General features: G+C 70.7%; 26 protein-coding genes and 2 riboswitches. Of the genes, 9 read left to right on the top strand and 17 right to left on the bottom strand.

Translation table 11 applies throughout. The features are described from left to right. The first annotated feature begins 61 nt into the window (after window positions 1–61). Window positions 62–841 (top strand): alpha/beta hydrolase, encoded by a 780-nt coding sequence (locus OHB56_RS29550; protein WP_326754874.1) that lies wholly within the window; start codon window positions 62–64, stop codon window positions 839–841. Window positions 842–924: 83 nt separating this feature from the next. On the opposite strand, the gene OHB56_RS29545 is transcribed toward OHB56_RS29550, so the two are convergent. Next, window positions 925–1,155, bottom strand: a complete 231-nt coding sequence (locus tag OHB56_RS29545; protein WP_406356577.1) for a hypothetical protein — start codon at window positions 1,153–1,155, stop codon at window positions 925–927. 229 nt (window positions 1,156–1,384) lie between these two features. Between OHB56_RS29545 and OHB56_RS29540 the strand changes: the two genes are divergently transcribed. After that, window positions 1,385–1,747: a hypothetical protein gene (locus OHB56_RS29540; RefSeq protein WP_326754872.1), complete on the top strand. Its 363-nt coding sequence runs from the start codon at window positions 1,385–1,387 to the stop codon at window positions 1,745–1,747. 143 nt (window positions 1,748–1,890) lie between these two features. Here the strand turns inward: OHB56_RS29540 and mnmA are convergent, their stop codons facing one another. Further along, complete coding sequence (gene mnmA / locus OHB56_RS29535) at window positions 1,891–3,033, bottom strand: tRNA 2-thiouridine(34) synthase MnmA (RefSeq protein ID WP_406356575.1); 1,143 nt, start codon at window positions 3,031–3,033, stop codon at window positions 1,891–1,893. A 59-nt stretch (window positions 3,034–3,092) separates the two neighbouring features. Between mnmA and OHB56_RS29530 the strand changes: the two genes are divergently transcribed. Continuing rightward, window positions 3,093–3,773, top strand: a complete 681-nt coding sequence (locus OHB56_RS29530) for a peptidoglycan recognition family protein (protein ID WP_326754870.1) — start codon at window positions 3,093–3,095, stop codon at window positions 3,771–3,773. 84 nt (window positions 3,774–3,857) lie between these two features. Beyond that, a riboswitch (TPP riboswitch) is annotated at window positions 3,858–4,036 on the top strand. 19 nt (window positions 4,037–4,055) lie between these two features. On the opposite strand, the gene OHB56_RS29525 is transcribed toward OHB56_RS29530, so the two are convergent. Both OHB56_RS29525 and OHB56_RS29520 read right to left on the bottom strand, forming a co-directional pair. Then, on the bottom strand, window positions 4,056–5,225 hold the full coding sequence (locus OHB56_RS29525) for a cysteine desulfurase family protein (protein ID WP_406356573.1): 1,170 nt from the start codon (window positions 5,223–5,225) through the stop codon (window positions 4,056–4,058). A 68-nt stretch (window positions 5,226–5,293) separates the two neighbouring features. Beyond that, entirely contained in the window at window positions 5,294–5,599 is a 306-nt protein-coding gene (locus tag OHB56_RS29520; protein WP_406356571.1) for a DUF4190 domain-containing protein, read from the bottom strand. 69 nt (window positions 5,600–5,668) lie between these two features. Here OHB56_RS29520 and OHB56_RS29515 point away from each other — a divergent pair, with 69 nt between their 5' ends. After that, the gene (locus tag OHB56_RS29515; RefSeq protein ID WP_406356569.1) at window positions 5,669–5,992 is read left to right on the top strand and encodes a hypothetical protein; all 324 of its coding nucleotides are present in this window, start codon (window positions 5,669–5,671) and stop codon (window positions 5,990–5,992) included. 30 nt (window positions 5,993–6,022) lie between these two features. Here OHB56_RS29515 and OHB56_RS29510 read toward each other — a convergent pair whose 3' ends face one another. The 10 genes from OHB56_RS29510 to OHB56_RS29465 form a co-directional block, all read right to left on the bottom strand. Next, the gene (locus OHB56_RS29510; RefSeq protein WP_406356568.1) at window positions 6,023–6,883 is read right to left on the bottom strand and encodes a thioesterase family protein; all 861 of its coding nucleotides are present in this window, start codon (window positions 6,881–6,883) and stop codon (window positions 6,023–6,025) included. Window positions 6,884–6,964: 81 nt separating this feature from the next. Then, a complete protein-coding gene (locus OHB56_RS29505) occupies window positions 6,965–7,624 on the bottom strand; it encodes a trimeric intracellular cation channel family protein (protein WP_406356566.1) in 660 nt (219 codons plus the stop codon). Window positions 7,625–7,760: 136 nt separating this feature from the next. Beyond that, window positions 7,761–9,014, bottom strand: coding sequence for an ABC transporter ATP-binding protein (locus OHB56_RS29500; RefSeq protein WP_406356565.1), 1,254 nt, complete (start codon window positions 9,012–9,014; stop codon window positions 7,761–7,763). Next, the gene (locus OHB56_RS29495; protein ID WP_326754864.1) at window positions 9,011–10,012 is read right to left on the bottom strand and encodes an ABC transporter ATP-binding protein; all 1,002 of its coding nucleotides are present in this window, start codon (window positions 10,010–10,012) and stop codon (window positions 9,011–9,013) included. Before OHB56_RS29495 ends, OHB56_RS29500 begins: the two co-directional genes overlap by 4 nt. A 6-nt stretch (window positions 10,013–10,018) precedes the next feature. Further along, the gene (locus OHB56_RS29490; RefSeq protein WP_326754863.1) at window positions 10,019–10,978 is read right to left on the bottom strand and encodes an ABC transporter permease; all 960 of its coding nucleotides are present in this window, start codon (window positions 10,976–10,978) and stop codon (window positions 10,019–10,021) included. 1 nt (window position 10,979) lies between these two features. Beyond that, the gene (locus OHB56_RS29485; protein ID WP_406356563.1) at window positions 10,980–11,984 is read right to left on the bottom strand and encodes an ABC transporter permease; all 1,005 of its coding nucleotides are present in this window, start codon (window positions 11,982–11,984) and stop codon (window positions 10,980–10,982) included. A 105-nt stretch (window positions 11,985–12,089) separates the two neighbouring features. Next, entirely contained in the window at window positions 12,090–13,760 is a 1,671-nt protein-coding gene (locus OHB56_RS29480; RefSeq protein ID WP_406356561.1) for an ABC transporter substrate-binding protein, read from the bottom strand. 429 nt (window positions 13,761–14,189) lie between these two features. Continuing rightward, window positions 14,190–14,939 (bottom strand): enhanced serine sensitivity protein SseB C-terminal domain-containing protein, encoded by a 750-nt coding sequence (locus OHB56_RS29475; protein WP_406359239.1) that lies wholly within the window; start codon window positions 14,937–14,939, stop codon window positions 14,190–14,192. A gap of 166 nt (window positions 14,940–15,105) precedes the next feature. After that, window positions 15,106–15,900 (bottom strand): enhanced serine sensitivity protein SseB, encoded by a 795-nt coding sequence (locus OHB56_RS29470; protein WP_406356559.1) that lies wholly within the window; start codon window positions 15,898–15,900, stop codon window positions 15,106–15,108. Between the two features lie 84 nt (window positions 15,901–15,984). Then, window positions 15,985–16,653 carry an AAA family ATPase gene (locus tag OHB56_RS29465; protein WP_406356557.1) on the bottom strand — a complete coding sequence of 223 codons (669 nt, stop codon included), beginning with the start codon at window positions 16,651–16,653 and terminating at the stop codon, window positions 15,985–15,987. A gap of 236 nt (window positions 16,654–16,889) precedes the next feature. After that, a riboswitch (glycine riboswitch) is annotated at window positions 16,890–16,989 on the top strand. Window positions 16,990–17,147: 158 nt separating this feature from the next. Here OHB56_RS29465 and gcvT point away from each other — a divergent pair. The 4 genes from gcvT (at window position 17,148) to OHB56_RS29445 (ending at window position 21,667) form a co-directional block, all read left to right on the top strand. Beyond that, a complete protein-coding gene (gene gcvT, locus OHB56_RS29460) occupies window positions 17,148–18,281 on the top strand; it encodes a glycine cleavage system aminomethyltransferase GcvT (protein ID WP_326754858.1) in 1,134 nt (377 codons plus the stop codon). Window positions 18,282–18,463: 182 nt separating this feature from the next. After that, window positions 18,464–18,841 carry a glycine cleavage system protein GcvH gene (gcvH, locus tag OHB56_RS29455; protein WP_406356555.1) on the top strand — a complete coding sequence of 126 codons (378 nt, stop codon included), beginning with the start codon at window positions 18,464–18,466 and terminating at the stop codon, window positions 18,839–18,841. Window positions 18,842–18,856: 15 nt separating this feature from the next. Further along, window positions 18,857–20,131 carry a serine hydroxymethyltransferase gene (gene glyA / locus OHB56_RS29450; RefSeq protein ID WP_326754857.1) on the top strand — a complete coding sequence of 425 codons (1,275 nt, stop codon included), beginning with the start codon at window positions 18,857–18,859 and terminating at the stop codon, window positions 20,129–20,131. Window positions 20,132–20,299: 168 nt separating this feature from the next. Then, complete coding sequence (locus OHB56_RS29445; protein ID WP_326754856.1) at window positions 20,300–21,667, top strand: L-serine ammonia-lyase; 1,368 nt, start codon at window positions 20,300–20,302, stop codon at window positions 21,665–21,667. Window positions 21,668–22,085: 418 nt separating this feature from the next. Here OHB56_RS29445 and OHB56_RS29440 read toward each other — a convergent pair whose 3' ends face one another. From OHB56_RS29440 to OHB56_RS29430, 3 genes are all read right to left on the bottom strand, one after another. Continuing rightward, window positions 22,086–22,460 (bottom strand): type II toxin-antitoxin system VapC family toxin, encoded by a 375-nt coding sequence (locus OHB56_RS29440; RefSeq protein ID WP_326754855.1) that lies wholly within the window; start codon window positions 22,458–22,460, stop codon window positions 22,086–22,088. Beyond that, window positions 22,460–22,702 (bottom strand): type II toxin-antitoxin system Phd/YefM family antitoxin, encoded by a 243-nt coding sequence (locus OHB56_RS29435; RefSeq protein ID WP_055606765.1) that lies wholly within the window; start codon window positions 22,700–22,702, stop codon window positions 22,460–22,462. The genes OHB56_RS29440 and OHB56_RS29435 overlap by 1 nt, the downstream gene beginning before the upstream one ends. Window positions 22,703–23,140: 438 nt before the next feature. Then, window positions 23,141–23,296, bottom strand: a complete 156-nt coding sequence (locus tag OHB56_RS29430; RefSeq protein ID WP_406356552.1) for a hypothetical protein — start codon at window positions 23,294–23,296, stop codon at window positions 23,141–23,143. Between the two features lie 173 nt (window positions 23,297–23,469). On the opposite strand from OHB56_RS29430, the gene OHB56_RS29425 reads away from it, so the two are divergent. Further along, window positions 23,470–23,877 (top strand): cold shock domain-containing protein, encoded by a 408-nt coding sequence (locus OHB56_RS29425; RefSeq protein WP_326754852.1) that lies wholly within the window; start codon window positions 23,470–23,472, stop codon window positions 23,875–23,877. Window positions 23,878–24,013: the final 136 nt, after the last annotated feature.

Genomic DNA, 24,013 nt, shown 5'->3' with positions numbered 1-24,013 from the left:
TCGTCGGACGCGCGGCCCGCCTCACCGACGATCGGGCCGCGGTGCGGCAGTCTGCGGAGACATGGACAAGAACATCGTTTCGCGTGACGGCACCCCCATCGCCCACGAGAGCGCCGGACGGGGTTCCGTGGTCGTCCTCGTCAGCGGCGCGATGTCGACGGGCGCCACGGTGGCCCCGCTGGCCGCCCCGCTCTCGGAGCGGTTCCGGGTCGTCGTGTACGACCGCCGGGGCCGCGGCGCGAGCGGGGACCGGACGCCGTACGCGGTGGAACGCGAAATCGAGGACCTGGCGGCGCTGATCGAGGCGGTGGGCGGACAGGCGTCGCTGTACGGCGTCTCCTCGGGCGGCGCGCTGGCGCTGCGCGCGGCGGCGAGCGGTCTGCCGGTGCGGCACGTCGCCGTGTACGAGACGCCGTACGCGATGTCCGAGGAGGACCTGAGGGAGCGCGCGCGGTACACCGAGCGCCTGACGGAGGCACTGGGCGAGGGGCGCCGCGGGGACGCCGTCGAACTCTTCCTGCGTCTCACCGGGCTGAGCGAGGCGGTGATCCAGGGCGCCCGGCAGTCCCCCCTGTGGGCCGGCATGGAGTCGATCGCGCCGAGCCTGGCGTACGACGACGCGGTCATGGGGGACGGTGGCGTCCCGGTGAAGCTGCTGGCGTCGGTCCCCGTACCGGTGCTGTCCATCGCGGGCGACGCGAGCCCGGCCTGGATGCGCGAGGCCGCCCGGGCGATCGCGGACGCCGTCCCCCGGGGCACCTGCCGCACCCTGCCCGGCCAGACCCACATGGTGGAGCCGGACGTGCTGGCACCGGTGCTGGCGGAGTTCTTCAGCCGGTGAGGGCCCGGAGAAGGCCGGGCCGCTCGCCCTCGGTCCTCCGCCACTCCCTGTGGCGGAGGACCGGACGGACGGTCCCCCTTTCCTCAGGCGGCGAGCACGGGCAGATCAGGGGGCCGGGGCCCGGCGCCGTCAGCCGCACAGCCTCCTGGCGGCGGATCGCCCCCGTCCAGCACCAGCTCGAACCAGATGCTCTTGCCGCCCACCCCGAACACCGCCTCCCCGAGCCCGCATCCGCCCCAGTCGTCGGCCAGTAGATCGAGAATCAGCAGTCCCCGGCCCCGCTCCTCGTCCGGCCCGCCCGGCACCAACGACACAGGGAACTCGGGGCAGGTGTCCGTGACACTGACTCTTAGCACGGGGTTGGCCCAGCGCAGCCGCACGGTGGCGGGGCCTGACGCCCAGGCCGAGGACTCGGCCACAGAAGTGAACGCGGGGACGCATCGCGGCAGCCACGCACACGGAAACGGCGTGGAAGCGGGCTCGGCATGTCGGTATCGTCCGGTCTTCCGGCCAGCCGTTCTCGACGTACGGGGAGCAGTATCGATGACCGTCCGACAGGCGACGACGACGCTGTGGCGTCCGACCGGGCCGAAGGAACTGGAGCTGGTCCGGGAGTCGGGGTGGCGGGCCTGGCCGCCCCGACTGCCCGAGCAGCCGATCTTCTACCCGGTCCTCAACGAGGACTACGCGATCAGGATCGCCCGGGACTGGAACGTGAAGCACGACGGTGCCGGGTTCGTCACCCGGTTCGAGGTCGAGTCGGAGTTCCTCGCCCGGTATCCCGTCCAGCGGGCGGGCGGGCGGACCCTCCTCGAACTGTGGGTTCCGGCAGAGGAACTCGACGAGTTCAACGCCCACATCGTGGGTGAGATCGAATTCGTCCACGAGTTCACCGCGGCACCGTGACCATCGCGCGCGTCCAGAGGAAGCACTCCTGCCCGAAGACGTGAGCACTCCGGCCCTCCATGCCACTTTGACGCTCAGATGAGCGCAAAAGTGGCATTCGTTCGCCGACTGCTCACGTCTTCAGGCAGGGACCGCGCCTCGGATCAGACCCTCGTGGGCGTCTTCGTCGTACGGGACGTCGTGGCGATGGTGGCGGAGCCGACGACCCGGGTGCCGGCGTAGAGGACGATCGCCTGGCCGGGGGCCACGCCGCGGACCGGCTCCTTGAACGACACCTCCAGGACGCCGTCGGTCAGTTCGGCGGTGACCTCGGTCTCGTCGCCGTGGGCGCGGAGCTGGGCGGTGTAGGTGCCGGGGCCGGTCGGGGCGGCTCCGCACCAGCGGGGCTCGATCGCGGTGAGCGCACCCACGTCGAGGGAGTCCGCGGGGCCGACGGTGACCGTGTTGGTCACCGGGGAGATGTCGAGGACGTAGCGGGGCTTGCCGTCGGGGGCGGGGGTGCCGATCCGCAGGCCCTTGCGCTGGCCGATGGTGAAGCCGTGGGCGCCCTCGTGCGTGCCGACCTTGGTGCCGGACTCGTCGACGATGTCGCCCTCGGCCCGGCCCAGCCGGTTCGCGAGGAAGCCCTGGGTGTCGCCGTCCGCGATGAAGCAGATGTCGTGCGAGTCGGGCTTCTTGGCCACCGCCAGTCCCCTGCGCTCGGCCTCCGCGCGGATCTCGTCCTTGGTGGTGACCGTGTCGCCGAGCGGGAACATCGCGTGGGCGAGCTGCCGGTCGTCCAGCACGCCGAGGACGTACGACTGGTCCTTGGCCATGTCGGAGGCGCGGTGCAGTTCGCGCGTGCCGTCGGGCAGGGTGACCACGCGCGCGTAGTGGCCGGTGGCCACGGCGTCGAAGCCCAGGGCCAGGGCCTTGTCCAGCAGCGCGGCGAACTTGATCTTCTCGTTGCAGCGCAGGCACGGGTTGGGGGTGCGGCCGGCCTCGTACTCGGCGACGAAGTTCTCCACGACGTCCTCGCGGAAGCGGTCGGCGAGGTCCCACACGTAGAACGGGATGCCGATGACGTCAGCGGCGCGGCGGGCGTCGCGCGAGTCCTCGATGGTGCAGCAGCCCCGCGCGCCCGTGCGGAAGGATTGGGGGTTCGCGGAGAGCGCGAGGTGGACGCCGGTCACGTCGTGGCCCGCCTCGGCGGCACGGGCCGCGGCGACGGCGGAGTCGACGCCGCCGGACATGGCGGCCAGTACCCGGAGGGGGCGGGGGCGGGAGGGCTGCGGGATCTCAGTCATAACCCCTCCAGGGTACGGGGAACGGGAACCGGAGCCACCGGGTATCCGTTGTTGATCGCATGGGGGAAAGAAGAGCTTCCACGGGCCGGGCCGGCAAGGACGGCGACCGTCGCATCGGCCGGCGGGCCCTGATCGTCGGCGGGGTGGCCGCCGCCGCGGGTACGGCCGTGCTGGCGCGTGACGAGCTGGGCCGCCTGTGGTGGCGGATGCCCGGGGTCGAGAAGCCGCGCAAGCCGGGCGTGGTCGACTTCGCGGGCGCCCGCTGGGTGGCGGCCTCGGACGCCAACTGGCGGCGCGCGGACCGGCCCGACGACTTCGGCATAGACATGGTGATCGTCCATGTCACCCAGGGCAGTTTCGACAGCGCGGTGCGGGCCTTCCAGGACCCCGGGCACCAGGCGGCGACGCACTACATCGTCGGCCAGGACGGACGCGTCACGCAGATGATCCGCGAGCTGGACGTGGCCTACCACGCGGGAAACCGCGACTACAACGAGCGCAGCATCGGCATCGAGCACGAGGGGTTCGTGGACCGGCCGCAGGACCTCACGGACGAGATGTACGAGGCTTCGGCCCGGCTCACGGCCCGGATCTGCGCCCGCTACGACATCCCGGTCGACCGGAAGCACATCATCGGCCACATCGAGGTGCCGGGGACGGATCACACCGACCCGGGCCCGCACTGGGACTGGGAGCGCTACATGAAGCTCGTACGTCAGGCGCTCACGACGACGGCCTGACCCGCCACCCGAAAAACTGGACAAAAAACCTTAACCTACCCCCTTCCATCCAGAAACGGGCGTTCTATCATAAGAACAGGCCTACGAGATGAGTGAGGGAGTTCGACCGGAGTAGCCGACTTCAGCGTGAAGCTTCGGTTTCCGCTGGTGCCGACGTCGACGGTCGGGCTGAGAGGCCGGAAGGTCGCAGGACAGGGCCGGAAGGCGACCCCTAGCCACCTGATCCGGGTCATACCGGCGAAGGGAACCCGTCTCGTAGGTCGTTTTCGTGCCCGGGGGGCGTCAGGTCAGCCCCGCCGCCCGCGCACGCTCCACCGCCGGTCCGATGGCTTTCGCCAGGGCCTCGACGTCGGCCCGGGTGGAGGTGTGACCGAGGGAGAAGCGGAGGGTGCCGCGGGCCAGGTCCGGGTCGGTGCCGGTGGCCAGCAGGACGTGACTGGGCTGGGCGACACCGGCGGTGCAGGCGGAGCCGGTGGAGCACTCGATGCCCTGGGCGTCGAGCAGGAGCAGCAGGGAGTCGCCCTCACAGCCGGGGAACGTGAAGTGGGCGTTGGCCGGAAGCCGTCCCCCGGACGCGGGGTCGCCGCCGAGGACGGCGTCCGGGACGGCCTCGTGGACCGCGGCGATCAGGTCGTCGCGGAGCGCGCCGACCTCGCGGGCGAACCATTCCCGCTGCTCGGCGGCGAGCCGGCCGGCGACGGCGAAGGAGGCGACGGCGGGCACGTCGAGCGTGCCGGAGCGGACGTGCCGCTCCTGACCTCCGCCGTGCAGCACCGGTACGGGGGTGTACTCACGGCCCAGGACCAGCGCTCCGATGCCGTACGGGCCGCCGATCTTGTGGCCCGAGACGGTCATCGCGGCGAGCCCCGACGAGGCGAAGTCCACGGGCACCTGGCCGAAGGCCTGGACGGCGTCGGAGTGCAGCGGGACACCGAACTCGGCGGCGGTCTCGGCGAGTTCACGGACCGGCAGAATCGTCCCGATCTCGTTGTTGGCCCACATCACGGTGGCCAGGGCCACGTCGTCGGGGTTGCGGGCGATCGCCTCGCGCAGGGCGTCCGGGTGGACCCGTCCGTGGGAGTCGACCGGCAGGTACTCGACGACGGCGCCCTCGTGCTCGCCGAGCCAGTGGACGGCGTCCAGGACGGCATGGTGTTCGACGGGGCTGGCGAGGACCCGGGTGCGGGCCGGTTCGGCGTCGCGCCGGGCCCAGTACAGGCCCTTCACGGCGAGATTGTCGGCCTCGGTCCCGCCGGAGGTGAAGACCACCTCGCTGGGACGGGCGCCGAGGGCTTCGGCGAGGGCTTCGCGGGCTTCCTCGACACTCCGGCGGGCACGTCGGCCGGCGGCGTGGAGGGAGGAGGCGTTGCCGGTGACGCCGAGGTGCGCGGTGAGTGCCTCGACTGCCTCGGGAAGCATCGGGGTGGTCGCGGCGTGGTCGAGGTAAGCCATGGTGGGGCCGATTCTACGGCCCGCGCCCGGTGGCTTCGGGGTGCGGTCGGCCGGGATGCCCCGTCGGCTCAGAAGCTCCAGGAGATCGTGTCGTTCATCTGCATCAACGCCAGCAGGACCAGCAGGTCGGCGATGCCCAGGCCGAGGCCCAGGCAGGCGCGTCCGCGCCGGGTGGTGCCCCGCCGCAGGGCGGTGCCCGCCAGCACGATGGCGATCGGCCCGAGAACGATGTTGAGGACGAGCAGGCCCAGCAGGCCCAGGACGAAGGACGCGACCGCCATGCCGTCGGAGTCCTGGACAGCGGTTCGGGCACGGGCGTCGACGGCGGTTCGGTGGGTTGCGGCGCGGTGGGCGGCCGGTGAGGTGAGGCGCATGGCGTTCAGCCCTCCCGGTGGACGCGGTCGTGGCGCTCGCGCAGGGCGAAGACGGCGAGCCGGACGGCGATGACGGCACCCCCGGCCGCGAAGAAGCTGGCCGAGGACCCGGTGTCCGCGGGCTGGAGCACGGACGACCTGCTGATGCCGGCCCAGCTCTACGTCGACCAGATGATCGCCACGGGATGCCTCTTCCTGGAGGCGCCGGCCTCGGCAGGGACCCCGGTGACGACGTCGGCGCCCGGCCCCGGGGACCGGGCGCGGGAACGCGTGGCACTGACGGCGGCCCGCCGGCTGCGGCTGATCGGCATCGGCCGCCTGCACTGGCTGGACCGCCCGGCCGGCGAAGGCACCTCCGGCAGAGGTGCGGCCGGCATCGGTACGGCCGGCTGACCCGCCGCCGGCCGCACCGCGAAGGACCGCTCAGCCCAGGCGCGCCCGGGCGAGCTGACGGGACTGGGCGACCAGCCGGTCCGCGCTGTCCCAGACCTCGGCGTCCTCCTCGAGGAAGCCGCCGGCGAGGTTGCGGGTGGTGATCGACACCCGCAGCGGGCCGGGCGCCGGGCGGGAACGGACGTGCACCGTCAGCTCGACCGTGGGGACCCAGCCCTTGAGCCCGAGTTCGAAGGCGGTGGGAGGCAGTGCGTCCACCGCGAGGAGCAGGGAGAGCGGGTCGTGCTCCCGGCCGTCGGCGAGCCCGAACCAGGCGCGCATCTCCCCCTTGCCGGAAGGCTTTCCGAGGGCCCAGCCGAGTGTCGACGGGTCGAGCTTGAGCATCAGCCGGTCCATGATGGCGGAGCTGCCGTCGACGGGGGCCGGACCGTCCTCGGGACCGAAGCACTGGTCCATGGGCGGTATCGCGGGCGGCTCGGCCGACGTACGGACGTCGTCGGGGAGGGCGTCCAGGTCGCCGTAGGAGGCCAGGAGGCGGATGCGCTCGACCTCACGGCCCTGGTCGTCCCTCTGGAAGAGGGACGCCTGCCCGGTCGAGAGGGTGCGTCCGGTGCGTACGGTCTGGGTACGGACGACCGCCGGGCCCGGCTGGGAGGCGGTCAGATAGTGCGCGGAGAGGGTGAACGGGTCCGGGTGCGGCAGGGTGTCGGCGAGGGCGCGGCCCAGGACGGCCAGCAGATAGCCGCCGTTGACGGCGCTGATGATCGTCCAGCCGGCGGAGAGATCGATGCCGTAGACGCCCGGTTCGCGGGGCGTGACCGCGGTGTCGCGGTCGAACTCACTGTCGCCGATGGTGGCCCGGACGGCCGGGGCGGAGGCTGCTTCTGGCATGGTTGAACACTACAAGAGTCACCTACTAAGCGGTAGCTTTGGGCTCTTGTCCACCCCCGCTGCTCCCTCACCGCTCCTCCCCTACTCCTCCTCGCGGGCCGTCGAGCGCCGCTGCCACGCGCGGGGAGCCCGCCAGTGGTACCGGAGTGCCAGCAGCCGCAGCACGAACGCCGTGATCACGGCGAAGCTGCTGGTGAACGCGTTCAGCACGTCGAAGTGGATGCACAGGGCCACCATGGTGGCGCCGACCAGCGCCGGTACGGCGTACAGGTCGCGGTCCCAGCGCAGCAGCGAGGGCACCTCGTTGGCGAGCACGTCCCGCAGCACACCACCGCCCACCGCGGTGACCAGTCCCAGGCAGGCGGAGGCGGTCAGGCCGAGCCCGTAGTCGTACGCCTTGGCGGTGCCGACGACGCAGAACAGCCCGAGCCCCGCGGCGTCGAAGAAGTTGACGGCGTTCTGGATGCGCTCGACGTGCGGGTGGAGGAAGAAGACCAGCGCCACGGCCAGCAGCGGGGTCACGAAGTACCCGAGGTCCGTGAAGGCGGCGGGCGGCACGGCGCCGATGACCACGTCGCGGAAGAGCCCGCCGCCCAGGGCGGTGGCCTCGGCGAGGACCGCGATGCCGAAGACGTCGAGGTTCTTCCGGACGGCCAGCAGGGCGCCCGAGATCGCGAAGACGAAGATGCCGATCAGGTCGAGCGCGTGCAGGAGGGACGGGCTGAAGAGTTGCTGGAGCACTTTCATATTCTTACTCAAAAAGAACCCCTCGCCTTGCAAAGCAAGGCGAGGGGTGGAACGAACTTGCGGCCCGAGGAGTTCTCGGAGCGCCGAGCGCTTCTGGCCGGCCCGGCGCTCCGATGTGTCCAGCAGTCTGTCAGTCGGTCCCGCCCGGCCCCTTGCCGGACGCGTCCGTCCCCCCGGCGTCGCGGTCCTTCGCGACGGCGTCGGCCGTCGGGTCGCTCGGGACCTCGACCGCTGCGGGCACCTTTTCCTTGACCACCGCGGCGTCCGGCTTGGTCGTCGAGTCGGCCGGCAGGAGCGCGGCGGGAACCTCCGCTTCGCCCTCGACCCGCTCCGCCAACACGTCCTCGGTCTCCGTGACGGCCTCGATGCCCGTCGGCCGGGTCGGCTTCAGCTCTCCCGACGCGATCTCGGCGGCGTAGTGGCAGGCCACCCGGTGACCGCCGCCGACGTCCTTCAGCTCCGGCCGTTCGGTCGCGCACTTCTCGGCCTGGGCCCAGGGGCAGCGGGTGTGGAAGCGGCAGCCGCTGGGCGGGTTCGCCGGGGAGGGCAGGTCGCCGGTGAGCAGGATGCGCTCGCGGCGGTCCTCCACCTCCGGGTCCGGCACCGGTACGGCCGACATCAGGGCCTTGGTGTACGGGTGCTTGGGCTCGGCGTACAGCGTGTCGCTCGGCGCCTCCTCGACCAGCGAGCCCAGGTACATCACGCCGATCACGTCGGAGATGTGCCGGACGACCGCGAGGTCGTGGGCGATCACCAGGTAGGTCAGGCCGAGTTCCTCCTGGAGTTCCTCCAGCAGGTTGACGACCTGGGCCTGGATCGACACGTCGAGCGCGGAGACCGGCTCGTCGCAGATGATCACGTCCGGCTCGAGGACCAGCGCGCGGGCGATGCCTATGCGCTGGCGCTGGCCGCCGGAGAACTCGTGCGGGTAGCGGGCCAGGGCGTTGGAGGGCAGGCCGACCCGCTCCAGGATCGCCTTGATCTTCTCGCGGCGCTCCTCCTGGTTCTTGCCGATGCCGTGGGCGACCATGCCCTCGGACAGGATCGACTCGATGTTCTGCCGGGGGTTGAGCGAGCCCAGCGGGTCCTGGAAGACCATCTGGAGCCGGCGCCGGAAGCGGCGCATCTCCTCGCTCGGCAGCTTCGCCAGGTCGGTGCCGTCGAGGACGACCGACCCCTCGGTGATGTCCACGAGCCGCAGCACCGACCGCCCGAGGGTGGTCTTGCCGCAGCCGGACTCGCCGACCAGGCCGTAGGTCTCGCCGGCCTCGACCTTCAGGGACACCCCGTCCACGGCGTAGACGTGCCCGACCGTACGGTCGAACAGCACGCCCTTCTTGATGGGGAAGTGGACCTTGACGCCGTCCAGTTCGAGCAGGCTCATGCGGGGACCTCCTCGGCCTTCGCGTCGTCGAGTACGGGGTTGACGCACCGCACCTGGTGATCGGCGGCACGCGGCTCGGCGAGCTGCGGGGTACCGGTCAGGCAGCCCATCTCGTACCGGTCGCAGCGGGGCGCGAAGGCACAGCCGTCGGCCCAGGCGACGCGGTCGTTGATGGAGCCGCGGATGGGCTTGAGGGACTCGCCCCGGGGGGCGTCCAGGCGCGGGATGGAGCCCAGCAGTCCGTGCGTGTAGGGGTGGGTGGGGTGGGCGAACAGCTCGCGGCGCCCGGCGGACTCCACGGCCTTGCCGGCGTAGAGCACGTTGACCTGGTCGCAGATGCCGGCGACCACACCGAGGTCGTGGGTGATCATCAGCAGGGCGGTGCCCTCCTGGTCCACGAGTTCCTTGAGCAGTTCCAGGATCTGGGCCTGGATGGTCACGTCGAGGGCCGTGGTGGGCTCGTCGGCGATGAGCAGGCTCGGGGCGCAGGCCACCGCCATGGCGATCAGCGCGCGCTGGCGCATGCCGCCGGAGAGCTGGTGCGGGTACTCCTTGAGCCGACGGGTCGGGTCGGGGATGCCGACCCGGTCCAGCAGGTGGGCGGCCTCCTTGCGGGCGGCCTCCCCCTTCATCCCGCGGTGGCGCTCCAGGATCTCGGTGACCTGCACGCCGATCGGCACGACCGGGTTGAGCGAGGACAGCGGGTCCTGGAAGATCATCGCCATCTTGCTGCCGCGCAGGTCGCGACGGGCGGACGGGTTCATGGTGAACAGGTCGGTGCCGTCGAATTCGGCACGGCCGCCGATCGTGACGCCCTTGTCGGGCAGCAGGCCCATCAGGGCCAGGGAGGTGACGGACTTTCCGCAGCCGGACTCGCCGACCAGGCCCACGACCTGGCCCTGGTCGACCTCGAAGGAGACGCCGTCGACCGCCCGGGACTCCTTGCGTCCGCGGCCGCCGAAGGTGACGGTCAGTTCGTCGACAGTGAGCAGAGACATGGTGGTTCAGCCCCTCAGCTTCGGGTCGAGGGCTTCCCGCATGGCCTCACCGAAGAGGGTGAAGCCGAGGGCGGTGATGATGATGCCGACGGCGGGGTAGAGCGCCATCAACGGCGCGTTGTCGAAGAAGCGCTGCGCCTGGGTGAGCATGACGCCCCACTCGGGGATGGCCGGGTCGGGGTTGCCCAGGCCCAGGTAGGACAGGGCGGCCGCTTCGATGATCGCGGTGGCCAGGGAGAGCGTGGCCTGCACGATCACCGGGCTGAGCGAGTTGGGGATGATCTGCGAGACCACGATGCGCCGCTTGCGCACGCCCAGGGACCTGGCCGCGAGCACGTAGTCCGCGCCGCCCTGCGCCAGCATGGAGCCGCGCAGCAGCCGGGCGAACACCGGGATCTGGACGACACCCACGGCAATCATCACCGTGGTCAGTGACTGCCCCATGATGGCGGCGATGGACACGGCCAGCAGCAGCGAGGGCATCGCCAGCAGCATGTCGATGAAGCGCATGATGACCGAGTCGACGCGCTTTCCGGCGTCGCCGCCGAGGGTGGCGGCGGCTCCGGAGAGGCCGCCGATCAGGAAGCCGGTGACCAGGCCGATCAGCGTGGCGACGATGCCGACGAGCAGCGTCTGGCGGGCGCCGACCAGCATGCGGGAGAACATGTCCCGGCCGAGGTTGTCGAGCCCGAACCAGTTCTCCGCGCGCGGGCCGACGAACTCGCCCCGGTTGGGGAAGACCTCGCCCCGCCAGGTCTGGGCGGTCGGGGCGTACGGCGCGAGGTAGGGCCCGACGATCGCGAGGAGGACGAACAGGGAGATGATGATCGCGCCGATGATCGCCATCTTGCTGCGCTTGAGCCGGCGGAAGGCCTCCCGCCACAGGCTGGCGCCGGTGCCGGTCTCCTTGGTCGCGGTCAGTTCCGCGAGCCGCTGGATCTTTTCGGACTTGGTGGCGACACTCACGTCAGTACACCCGCACTCTCGGGTCGATGAGGCTGTACGCCACGTCCACCAGCAGGTTGATCAGGACATACACCAGCGCGATGAACATGATGAACCCGACGAGCACGGGGTAGTCGCGGCCGTCGATCGCTTGCCGGAGGAAGGAACCGATACCGCCGAAGGCGAACACGGACTCGGTGAGGACGGCGCCGGACAGCAGGGAGCCCGTGAGCAGGCCGACCGCGGTCACCACGGGGAGCATCGCGTTGCGCAGCACGTGCCGGCCGCGGACGACGCTCCGCTTGAGGCCCTTGGCCTCGGCGGTGCGGACGTAGTCCTCGTCCTGCACCTCGAGGACGCTGGCGCGGGTCATGCGCACGATGACGGCGAGCGGGATGGAGGCCAGGGCGACGGAGGGCAGGATCAGGTGCATGATCGCGTCCCAGGCGGCGTCGAGTTCCCCGGTGAGGACGCCGTCCAGGACGGCGAATCCGGTCACGCTCGTGGCGTCGAGGCCGGTCTCCTGGCGTCCGTAGCTGGGGAAGATCCCGAGCTGGACGGCGAAGACCTGCTTGAGGATCAGGGCCAGGAAGAAGACCGGGATGCAGATGCCGACGAGCGATCCGGAGACCGCGGTGACGTCGAGCCAGCCGCCGCGGTGGCGGGCGGCGAGGTAGCCGAGCGGGATGCCGACGGCCACGGCGATGAGGATCCCGAGGAGGGCCAGCTCCACCGTGGCGGGGAAGCGCAGGACGAACTCGTCCCACACCGGCTGTCCGGTCTGGGTGGAGGTGCCCAGGTCGAGTTCGGCGATGCGCTTGAGGAAGCGCCAGTACTGGACGTAGACGGGCTGGTCCAGCCCGAGCGCACGGTTGATACGCGTTACTTCGGCCTCGGTGGCCTTCTCCCCCAGGATCGCTGAGGCGGGTCCGCCGGGCAGCCGGTCGAGCCACAGAAAGAGCAGTACCGACAGGCCGAGCAGCGTGGGTATGAGCTGGAGCAGTCTTCGTACGACGAGACGCAGCACCCCGCATGCCCCTTTCTTACGTGATGTGTTCCATGAATGGCCCCGCCCGGCCGACGAGTTGCGACGGCCGGGCGGACCCAATGTGCTTGGGTGACTACTGCTCGCTTACTTGAACGAGGCCTCGGAGAAGACTTCCTGCGTCAGCGGGGAGACGTTCGGCGGGTTCACGTTCTTGCCGAAGGCGATGGCCGGCGGGGAGGAGGAGACCGGGACACCCGGCAGGTACTCCATGACGACCTCGTTGGCCTTCTTGTACGCGGCGATGCGCTCGTCGTGCTTGCCGAGCTTGGAGCCGGCGTTCACGGCGTCGAAGACCTTCTTGTCCTTGAAGCCCCACTGCTTGTCGTACCCGGCGAACCAGGTGCCGATGAAGTTGAAGCCGTCGTTGAAGTCACCGGTCCAGCCGAGCATGTGCAGGTCGCAGGAGCCCGACTCGGTGGCGTCCAGGTAGTCCGGGGCCCACTTCATCGCCTTGGGCGTGACCGTGATGCCGGACTTCTCCAGGTCGTCCTTCATCAGCTCGAACAGGTCCTGCGGGGCAGGCATGTACGGGCGGGTGACCTCGGTCGGGTAGCAGAAGTCGACCTTCAGCTTCTCCTGGCCGGCCTTCTTGAGGAGCTTCTTGGCCTCGCCCGTGTCGTACGCGTACTGCTTGACGTCCTTGGAGTAGCCCTCGATCGTGTCGGGCATGAACTGGTCGGCGACCTTGCCGCCCTCGGGCAGCTGGGTCTTGACCAGGTTCTCACGGTCGATGGAGTGCGCGATGGCCTGGCGGACTTCCTTCTTCTTGAGCGCGGGGTTGGCCTCCTGGCTCATGCCCACGTAGAAGAGGTTGAAGACGCCACGGGTCGGGACGCCGTAACCCTGGTCCTCGAGGGTCTTGACGTCGGCCGGCGCGACGAGGTCGTAGCCGTCGATGTCACCGGCCTGGAGCGCCTGGCGGCGGCCCTCTTCGGTGTCGATGGTGCGGAAGACCAGGTTCTTGATCTTCGCCTTCTCGCCCCAGTAGTCATCGAAGCGCTCAAGGGAGACTTCCTTGTTGCCCTTGTTCCACTTCGTGATCTTGTACGGGCCGGTACCGGCGACCGTGCCGGCCTCCTGGCTGTACTTGGGGTACGTGATGGCGTCGCCCTTGGCGGAGGCGTCCTGCTTCTTGTACTCCTCGATCGCCTTCGGCGAGTGGATCGCCAGGGCGTTCAGGGAGAAGCCGCCGGGGAGGTTGGCGGAGGGCTCCTTGACCTCGATGACGGCGGTGTTCTCGTCCTTCGCGGTGCAGGACTTGTAGTTCGCCTTGGGGGCTTCCTTGTCCTCGTTCTTCGCGAAGCCGCCCATGATGGTCTGCCAGTAGTAGGAGACCGCGCTGGACTGGTAGGTGCCCGTCCAGTTGAACCAGTGGTCGTAGTTGGCGCAGACGGCCGCGGCGTTGAACGCCTCGCCGTCGTGGAACTTCACGTCCTTGCGGAGGTCGAAGGTCCAGACGGTGCCCTTGTCGTTGCTCGACCACTTCTCGGCGAGGCCGCCGACGAGCTCGCTGCCGCCGGACTCGTGCTCGAGAAGAGCCTCGAACGCCTGTCGCGTCACGCGGAAGGTTTCACCGTCGCTCGCGAGGGCAGGGTCCAGGGAGCCCGGGTCACCGGCACCGGCGAAGACGAAGGTGTCCTTCTTGCCGTCGCTCTTGTTGTCACTGTCCCGTTCGCTGGAGCAGCCCGTGGCGATCAGAGCGACCGCCACCGCGGCCGTGATCGCCCGAGCGGCTCGGGACTTGGATATGCGCATATTGGGGCCACTCCGGGTCCGCTATGTGGATGCATCTTGACCGGCCGAACACTACAGATGTTCACAGCGAGTCGAGAACAGTCCGGATAGCGGTGATACCCACCTGAGATCTGAACAGTTGACATAAGGGACTCTTCAGGCGTCCCTCTGCCAGGAATTAACCGTCCCGATACATTCGACTCCCCCTCCACCCCCCTCCGGGAAGCTTCGGGCGGCGTGAAGAAGGGGTGAAATCGCAGGTGACAGGCGGTCAACCGATGATCGCTGAGCGCGCATGGCTGAAAACCTGTCACGAAACCGGCGCCCGGCGGCAGCGCGGTTCCCCTCCGCCGGCGCTCCTGTCCACTCTGTGGACACCGTCACGCTGAGTCAGCGCGGGCGGGTGCGGCCGGTGCCCGGCCGTACCCGCTTCTCGCGTATACGGCCCGGTCAGCGCTGGTGCGCGGGCGGATAGCCGGAGCCCGCGGCGGGCGGCGCGGCGGCGCCGTGGGCCTCGCGGTCGTAGAACGGGCGGGCATGGGCGCGCAGCCACATCGCGACCGGGTCATGCTCGTCGGACATCGCGACGGTCGACACCGGGAGCCCGTCCGGGATCGCGCCGAGGGACTGCTGCATCATCGCGCGCACCGCGTCCACAGTCGGCGGCGAGGTGTCGTACACGTCCAGGCCGATGGCGAGGTACGGGGCGCCCAGCGACGGCTGCACCCAGGTACGGCGCAGCGAGCGGACGGCGGGGGTGCGGTGCGCGTTCTGCGCGAGCAGGGCGTAGAACTGCGGGATCTCGATGGCGGGTTCGGACAGCCGCAGGGGGCCGGCGGGCTGGCGGTCGAGACCGGTGGCGAGTCTGCGCAGATCGAGCCAGGGGATGCCGAGGCCGCCGCCGGGGGCGTGCGGATTGAGCCAGAGTCCGTAGCGGTCGGGGTAGAGGGCGCGGGCGGCCTCCAGGCCGTCGACGACCTCGTAGGACCGGTTCCAGCCACTGGCGGAGAGTTCCTGGGCTGAGGTCACGCAGGGCGCGTAGCCGAAGCCGTCGACCTCCATGTTCCCGTACTGGGCGTCCGGGGAGCCCGCCTGGCCCTGCCACAACAGCATCCAGACATGGCCTGAGGAGGGGGTCGCGAGCGCGCGCAGCAACGCCTCGTAGGCGTCGTAACGCCCCGGTGTCACCTGGCGCAGCATGTGCTCGACCTGCCCGGCCGCCGCGGTGCCTGCGCTCACTTTGTATCGCCCCTCCGTACCACCCGTACAACACCCTCGCTCGAGCCAATGAACCTAGCTTAAGCGCCTCTCGGCCCCGGGGGGCTCTGCCGGTGCGCGGCCGTCCTCCGGCGGCGCCGCGGCCCCCTCAGCGCGTCCACTGGTAGAAGGGGCGGACGCGGTCGCACATCCACTGGCCGACCGGATCCTGGGCCACGTCCAGGAGGACCAGGTTGACGGGCCACCTCACCGGTTCGCGGCCCAGCGCGCGGCCCACCGCGTCCATCGGCGCGGCCCTCAGGTCGCCCTCCGTACGGGTCAGTTCGGCGGGGGACAGTTCGACGCCGACGAACAGCACCGGTTCGGCCGTCTCGATCTCGGCGAGGCAGCGGCGGGCGGTGGAGACGATACCGAGGGCCTCGAACTCCGCGGAGGCGGCGGCGAGGAAGTCCACCGGGTCGTCCTGCCAGTCGGGTTCGAACAACTTGACCCGGCCTCCGCTCGCGGGGCCGTCCAGCGGTCCGCGTCCGGCACGGCACAGGGCGGCGACGGCGGGCGGCGGCAACGGGACGCCGACCACTCCCCCGGGGTTCACGGCGATCCCGGCCTGCGGCGGCAGACCACGCGCGAACTCCACCGCGGGCGCGACGGTGAACGACATGTGGGAGCCGACGACCTGACGGAACTGTTCCTCGGAGCTGAAGACCGGGACGTACGCCTGGCCCTCGATCTCCATCGTGGGCAGGTCCAGCGGGCCGCTGTCCGGTCCGCCGCCGTTGGGCAGAGGTATCCACACGTGGCTCCGGCCCAGTACCTCGATGATCCGGCCGTCGCCCGAGGGGACGCCCAGGGATGCGGAGAGCACCTCCTCCAGCTCGTTGCCGGGCCATCCGCCGTGCGGATGGGGGTGAGTCTGTGCCGGGAAGCCCGCCGGGAAGTCCATCTGCCTACCGCCTGCCTGGAACCACTGCTGTGGCTGAAAGGCTAACCGCTGCCGCGTCCGGCGGTGGGCCCGTCCGGGCGGCCGTCAGTCCGTGAAGTCGATGCGGTGCAGTGCGTTCGCCGCGTCGCGGTCGGCCAGGACGGCCGAACCGCAGCCCGCGGGCAGGTCGCCGCGCACCACGGACGTCAGCAATCGGTCGATGGCGGCGCGGTGGCGCCGGAAGGCGTACCGGGAGACCCCGCGGCCGCGCTCGCGCTGGCCGTCCAGGGCCTGCTCCGGGGGGACGTCGAGCAGCAGCAGATGCAGGTCCGCGCCCCGGCGGCGGGCCTCCCGGGCCAGCCAGCGGCGCACCCAGGCCTGTGTGCCGCAGTCGTGGACGACGACTCCCTCGCCGGTGCGCAGGGCGCGCCGCAGTCCGGCGTAGTGGGCGAGGCGGACCAGGGGCCGGTACACCGCGTACGGCAGGAGACGCGGCATGCTGCGGTCCCAGCGGTCGCGGGTGTCCTGCGAGTCGACGGGGGTGCCGCGCGCCGCGCGCCGCATGAGGGTGGACTTGCCGCTGCCGGGCAGTCCGGTGACCACGACGAGGTCTCGGGGGCCGAAGAGCAGGGTGTGCGGGCTGCGGCCGGCGCGCTCGCGCAGGTCGCGGACGACGGGCGCGGGCAGGGTGCCGCACACCTCCCGGGCCGAAGGGGCCTGCCGCTCGGGCAGCGTGACGCCCGTGGTGGTGGCGTACGCCGTGGCCTTGTTCACCGTGTGTGTCCTCCCCTGGGGGCTGTCCGGACCTGTGCCCAGGTACCGGAATCCCTCCCCGCCGAGTGTAAAGAGACGGTAACGCCGGGGCCTCCGGTTTCCGTCCCTTTCCCGACACAGGCCTGTCACAGCCGTGCGTGAACACCCGAATACCCTGCGCTCCTCCCAGAAGGGTCCCCCTGCCGCAGCCCCGCGATGCGTGCAATGATGAGCGCGCCAACTGCATACCGGCCGTTTGAATCCGCGCGGGAGAGTCCCCGGCACCGTTGCCGCCGGGGCGCCGAAGGAGCAAGTCCCTCCCTTGAATCTCTCAGGCACCGTTACCGCGTGGGCGAGGCACATCTGAAAAGCGGGCCCCGCGCGAGTCGCCGGTGGCTCCACCCAAGGTGCAAGCCGTGGTCGTCCCCTGCGCGGGCGGTCATGGCGAACCTCTCAGGTTCCGATGACAGATGGGGAGGAAAGACCTCGCCTGTCCTGCCTTGGGAGACCGACCGATGAGCAGTACCGAACTCCGCCGGACCGCGCTCGACGCCCTGCATCGTTCGCTCGGTGCCACGATGACCGATTTCGCCGGCTGGGACATGCCCCTGCGCTACGGCTCCGAACGCGACGAGCACAACGCCGTGCGGACGGGGGCCGGTCTCTTCGACCTCTCCCACATGGGCGAGATCACCGTCACCGGCCCGCAGGCGTCCCGGTTCCTCGATCACGCGCTGGTCGGCAACATCGGGACCGTCAAGCCCGGCCGCGCCCGCTACACCATGATCTGCCGCGAGGACGGCGGCATCCTGGACGACCTGATCGTCTACCGGCTCGACGACACCGAGGCCGGGTCCCCCCGCTACCTGGTCGTCGCGAACGCCTCCAACGCCCAGGTGGTGCTGGACGCGCTCGTGGAGCGGTCGGCCGGCTTCGACACCGAGGTCCGTGACGACCGCGACGCGTACGCGCTGCTCGCGGTGCAGGGCCCCGAGTCCCCCGGCATCCTGCAGTCCCTCACCGACACCGACCTCGAGGGCATGAAGTACTACGCCGGGCAGCCCGGCACGGTCGCGGGCGTCCCCGCCCTCATCGCCCGTACCGGCTACACCGGCGAGGACGGCTTCGAGCTGTTCGTGAAACCGGAGCACGCGGTGGAGCTGTGGCAGGCGCTGACCGGGGCGGGCGAGGGCGTCGGCCTGATCCCGTGCGGGCTGTCCTGCCGGGACACGCTGCGCCTGGAGGCCGGCATGCCGCTGTACGGCCATGAGCTGAGCGCCTCCCTGACCCCGTTCGACGCCGGGTTCGGCCGGGTGGTGAAGTTCGAGAAGGAGGGCGACTTCGTGGGCCGCGCCGCCCTGACCGAGGCCGCCGCCCGCGCCGAGCGGACCCCGCCCCGCACCCTGGTCGGCCTGGTCGCCGAGGGACGCCGGGTCCCGCGCGCCGGGTACGCGGTGGTCGCCGGCGGCGAGGTGATCGGCGAGGTCACCTCCGGCGCGCCCTCCCCGACGCTGGGCCGGCCGATCGCGATGGCGTACGTCGACGTGGCGCACGCGGTGCCGGGCACGGCGGGTGTCGGTGTGGACATCCGCGGCAGCCACGAGCCGTACGAGGTCGTGGCGCTGCCGTTCTACAAGCGGCAGAAGTAGCACCGCCGCAGGACCACTTCGGGACGGCTTTCCGGGCCCTCGCGCGTCGGCGCAAGGGTCTTTGGGGCCTCACACCTCACACGGGCGAGCAGGGCAGGCCGTGCCCGCTCACGCGTACGTCCCGTACTTCCCGTAGTTTCCGAATCATCAGCAATTCCACCGCGTACAGGAGAGTCCAGGCCATGAGCAACCCCCAGCAGCTGCGTTACAGCAAGGAGCACGAGTGGCTGTCGGCCGCCGAGGACGGTGCGTCGACCATCGGCATCACCGAGCACGCGGCCAACGCGCTCGGCGACGTCGTGTTCGTCCAGCTCCCCGAGCTCGGTGACACCGTGACCGCGGGCGAGACCTGCGGCGAACTGGAGTCGACCAAGTCGGTCAGCGACCTGTACTGCCCGGTCACCGGCGAGGTCACCGAGGTCAACGAGGACGTGGTCAACGACCCGTCGCTGGTGAACTCGGCCCCCTTCGAGGGCGGCTGGCTGTTCAAGGTGCGGGTCACCGACGAGCCGGCCGACCTGCTCTCCGCCGCCGAGTACGACGCCTTCATCCAGGGCTGAGGAGGACGTAGTCCCATGTCGCTTCTGAACACCCCGCTGCACGAACTCGACCCGGACGTCGCCGCGGCGGTCGACGCCGAGCTGCACCGCCAGCAGTCCACCCTCGAGATGATCGCCTCGGAGAACTTCGCCCCGGTCGCGGTCATGGAGGCCCAGGGCACGGTCCTCACCAACAAGTACGCCGAGGGCTACCCCGGCCGCCGCTACTACGGCGGCTGCGAGCACGTCGACGTGATCGAGCAGATCGCCATCGACCGGGTCAAGGAGCTGTTCGGCGCCGAGCACGCCAACGTGCAGCCGCACTCGGGCGCGCAGGCCAACGCCGCCGCGATGTTCGCGCTGCTCAAGCCCGGTGACACGATCATGGGCCTGAACCTCGCGCACGGCGGGCACCTGACCCACGGCATGAAGATCAACTTCTCGGGCAAGCTCTACGACGTGGTCGCCTACCACGTCGGCGACGACGGCCGGGTCGACATGGCCGAGGTCGAGCGGCTGGCCAAGGAGAGCAGGCCGAAGCTGATCGTCGCCGGCTGGTCGGCGTACCCGCGGCAGCTGGACTTCGCCGAGTTCCGCCGGATCGCGGACGAGGTCGGCGCGTACCTGATGGTCGACATGGCGCACTTCGCCGGTCTGGTCGCGGCGGGCCTGCACCCGAACCCGGTCCCGCACGCCCACGTCGTCACCACGACCACGCACAAGACCCTCGGCGGTCCGCGCGGTGGGGTGATCCTCTCCACGGCCGAGCTGGCCAAGAAGATCAACTCCGCGGTCTTCCCCGGCCAGCAGGGCGGCCCGCTGGAGCATGTGGTCGCGGCCAAGGCGGTGGCCTTCAAGGTCGCCGCGTCCGAGGAGTTCAAGGACCGCCAGCGCCGCACCCTGGAAGGTTCCCGCATCCTGGCCGAGCGCCTGATGAAGGACGACGTCAAGGCGGTGGGCGTGGACGTGCTCTCCGGCGGCACGGACGTGCACCTGGTCCTGGTCGACCTGCGCGACTCCGAGCTGGACGGGCAGCAGGCCGAGGACCGTCTCCACGAGGTCGGCATCACCGTCAACCGCAACGCGATCCCGAACGACCCGCGCCCCCCGATGGTCACCTCGGGTCTGCGGATCGGGACGCCCGCCCTGGCCACCCGCGGTTTCGACACCGAGGACTTCACCGAGGTGGCGGACGTGATCGCCGAGGCGCTGAAGGCGCCCTCACCCTTCGGGGCCGCCGACGCCGAGGCGCTCCGGGCACGGGTGACGGCTCTCGCGGAGAAGCATCCGCTGTACCCCGGTCTGAAGTAGTTTCGTACGCTTTGATGCGTACGACCGTCCGGGGCATCGCGCACACTGGGACAGTGGGCGCGATGCCCCGCGTCGTGCACCCCCTGTGAACACCGTTCCGTTCCCCGCATCCGTATCACCGCGCCCCCGGCGGACAGCGGCGTCCGCCGAACCCCTAGGAGTCCTTCCGTGGCCCTCTCGGTCTTCGACCTGTTCTCGATCGGCATCGGGCCGTCCAGCTCGCACACGGTCGGCCCGATGCGGGCCGCCCGCATGTTCGCCCGGCGGCTGCACCACGAGGAGCTGCTGGACCCGGTCGCCTCGGTCCGCGCGGAGCTGTACGGCTCGCTCGGCGCCACCGGCCACGGGCACGGCACGCCCAAGGCGGTGCTGCTCGGCCTGGAGGGCGCCTCGCCCCGCACGGTGGACGTGGAGACGGCCGACGAACGCGTGGAGAAGATCAAGGAATCGGGCCGCCTGAGGCTGCTCGACACGCACGAGATCGCGTTCTCCTTCGACGACGACCTGGTGCTGCACCGCCGCAAGGCGCTTCCGTACCACGCGAACGGCATGACCCTGTGGGCGTACGACGCGTCCGGCGCCGAGGTGCTGAAGAAGACGTACTACTCGGTGGGCGGCGGCTTCGTCGTCGACGAGGAGGCGGTGGGCGCGGACCGCATCAAGCTCAACGACACGGTTCTGAAGTACCCGTTCCGCACGGGCGACGAGCTGCTGCGCCTGACCCGGGAGACGGGGCTGTCCATCTCCGCGCTGATGCTGGAGAACGAGCGCGCCTGGCGGACCGAGGAGGAGATCCGCGAAGGCCTGCTGGAGATATGGCGGGTGATGCAGGCGTGCGTGGCGCGCGGCATGTCCCGCGAGGGCATCCTGCCGGGCGGCCTGAAGGTGCGCCGGCGTTCCGCGAACACAGCGCGCAAGCTGCGTGCGGAGGGCGACGCGAAGGCCCTCGCCATGGAGTGGATCACGCTCTACGCGATGGCCGTGAACGAGGAGAACGCCGGGGGCGGCCGGGTCGTCACCGCCCCGACCAACGGCGCGGCCGGCATCATCCCCGCCGTCCTGCACTACTACATGAACTTCGTCCCCGGCGCCGACGAGGACGGTGTGGTCCGCTTCCTGCTGGCGGCCGGTGCGATCGGCATGCTGTTCAAGGAGAACGCGTCCATCTCCGGCGCCGAGGTCGGCTGCCAGGGCGAGGTCGGCTCCGCCTGCTCGATGGCGGCGGGCGCCCTCGCCGAGGTGATGGGCGGCTCCCCGGAACAGGTCGAGAACGCCGCCGAGATCGGCATGGAACACAACCTCGGCCTGACCTGCGACCCGGTCGGCGGTCTGGTCCAGATCCCGTGCATCGAACGCAACGGCATGGCCGCGGTGAAGGCGGTCACCGCCGCGCGGATGGCGATGCGCGGCGACGGCTCGCACAAGGTGTCCCTGGACAAGGTCATCAAGACCATGAAGGAAACCGGCGCCGACATGTCCGTCAAGTACAAGGAGACGGCCCGGGGCGGGCTGGCGGTGAACATCATCGAGTGCTGAGGGGACGAGGGCGCGACCTGCACGCTCGCGTCCTTCAGCGCTGTCGGGGGATTCCCTGTCGGCTTGGCGGAAGTCCCCGGGAAATCCCACGGCATGGGCATCCGCCCCGGGGGCCGTGGCATCCTCGGTCACCGTTCCGGCCCGTCCTGACCGTCGGCCGCCGCCAGGACGTGTCGCATCAAACCCCTGATCCCACTTCCGGCGTCCGCGGTGATACGCAGGCCGGGCCCGGTCGAAGTCGGCGCGCCGGCACAGCCGGGCTCCCGCGCGTACGGCGTCGCCGAGCGGTTGGTGGCGGGCGGCGGACGCGCCGCCCTCGGTGCGGCCGAGGGCAGCACCTATGTCCTGCAGTTCGCTTGGTTCGCTCCACGGGCAAACCGGCGGCCGACGAGCGGCACGAAAGGGAGCGGGCCGCGCCTCACACGGGCATGACCCGCACGTCGTACTGCGGGATCCACTTGTCCCTCGTCATCAGGGTCATCCCTTCGGTCTGCGCTTGAGCGACCAGTATCCGGTCGAAGGGGTCCCGGTGATACGCCGGAAGCCGGCCTGCCCGCACCCCGTGCCCGGCGGTGACGGGCAGGCCGGTGAACTGGCTGTCGCGCACCCGTTCGGCCAGGTCTTCCGGGCCTGCCAGTTTTCCGAGGGACTGTTTGATGGCGATCTCCCACGGCGATACGGCACTGACGTACACCGCGGGTTCGGTATCGAGCAGATCCTTGACCTCACCGGACAGCTCAGCGGAGTCGTCCAGCCACCACAGGACCACATGGGTGTCGAGCAGCAGGCGCATCAGCGCATCCCGAAGGCGTCGGCGATGTCGTCGGGCAGTTCATCGAAGTCGTCGGGGATGTGGATCCGCCCCCGGAGCGAGCCCCGGCCGGTCCGCTTCACCTTGGGGCGCAGCGGTACCACCTTGGCCACCGGCTCCCCGGCCTTACTGATCACGATCTCCTCACCGGTCGCGACCTGCTCCAGGATCCGCGAAAAGTGGGTCTTGGCTTCATGAACGTTGTACTGACGGGCTGCTTCCATGGCTGCCTCACGATACGGTCACCGAGTGGACTAAGCGCTGGACTAAGGGTAGCTCCCCGAGAGGCACAACGCACTCATCGCGTTCCCGGCCCGGTGGTCACGCCGGCGTTGCCGGTTCACCGTTCCCAAGACCGGGCGGGAATGAGTCCTGTTGCCGGAATCGCGCTCGGCCGCGTGCTCCGACGGCGCCGGGCGCTCCCCCGCCGTCTCGAAGGCGCGGGAGGCGCCCCGGGCCGCCCGCGTTCGCTCCGCGTCCGGGTGGCACGACCCGCGATCATGGTCCGACGGCACGGGGGCGGGCGGGCCCCCGCGCCGTCGGGTCTCCGACAGGGCCTGGGCGGCCCGATGACCGCAGCGGTCGCTCCGGTCATTACAGGGCGGTTCCCTCCGTTGCCCGATCGGATGTCCGAGGGCGCGTCAGTCGGAGCGGGATGATCATCAGCCGCTCGGCCGCGAGGCGTCGAGACCCGGGTACTCCGCCGTGGCCACCAGGCTCTTTCCGGCTTGCCCGGCGGCCGTGGCCGGATGGCGGCCGACCTTGCCGGCCACGTCGGCGAACGTCCGCAGGACCCCGGCGGCGCGGCGGCCGCACACGGCCGTGAACCAGGCCGTCGGGCGTCGAGCATGCGGCTCGCCGCACGGCCGCGGCCGCACAAGGAGACGGCACACAGGCTGAGGACGGGGCGTCGCGGACGGCGTATGTTGTTCTGGCTGGTCGGGTTCTGGTCCGGGCATGGGGTCCGGTGTCCTGTCGGGGATGGGTGAACATGGTTGCTGGTCGTGTGGTGCGGTTCGACGCCGTACGGGGTTACGGGTTCATCGCTCCGGAGCACGGCGGGGAGGACGTCTTCCTCCACGTCAACGACGTGCGGATTCCGGAGCATCAGCTGCGTCCCGGGGTCACCGTGGAGTTCGAGATCGAGGAGGGCGACCGGGGGCTGAAGGCCTCGGGCGTGCGGCTGGCCCAGGGGGCCGGCCCGGTGCCCTCCGCCGGGGCGGGCAGGCATCCGGACGGCGAGGACCCGCTGTGCGACGTGCTCACCGCCGAGGAGTACCTCCAGGAGGTCACGGAGGTCCTGCTGTCCGCCGCGCCGACGCTGACCGGCGAGCAGATCCTCCAGGCGCGCCGCGGGCTGCTGCAGTTCGGCAAGACCCACGGCTGGTGCGACGGGTGAGCCGGGGGCGGTGCGCGGGTCGGGGGGGCAGGCGCAGCATCCCGGTGAGGAAGTAGGGGTGGCCGCCGGTCAGGGCGTGCGGGTCGGCCGCGGTGACGGTGACGGGCGCGGGTGTGACAGCCGCAGCAGGAGCAGG

Origin of the sequence: Streptomyces sp. NBC_01635 (assembly GCF_045209715.1) — a bacterium.
Classification (GTDB): Bacteria; Actinomycetota; Actinomycetes; order Streptomycetales; family Streptomycetaceae; genus Streptomyces; species Streptomyces hirsutus.
The sequence above is the reverse complement of the archived record's forward strand: the minus strand, read 5'-3'. Positions and strand labels throughout refer to the sequence as shown.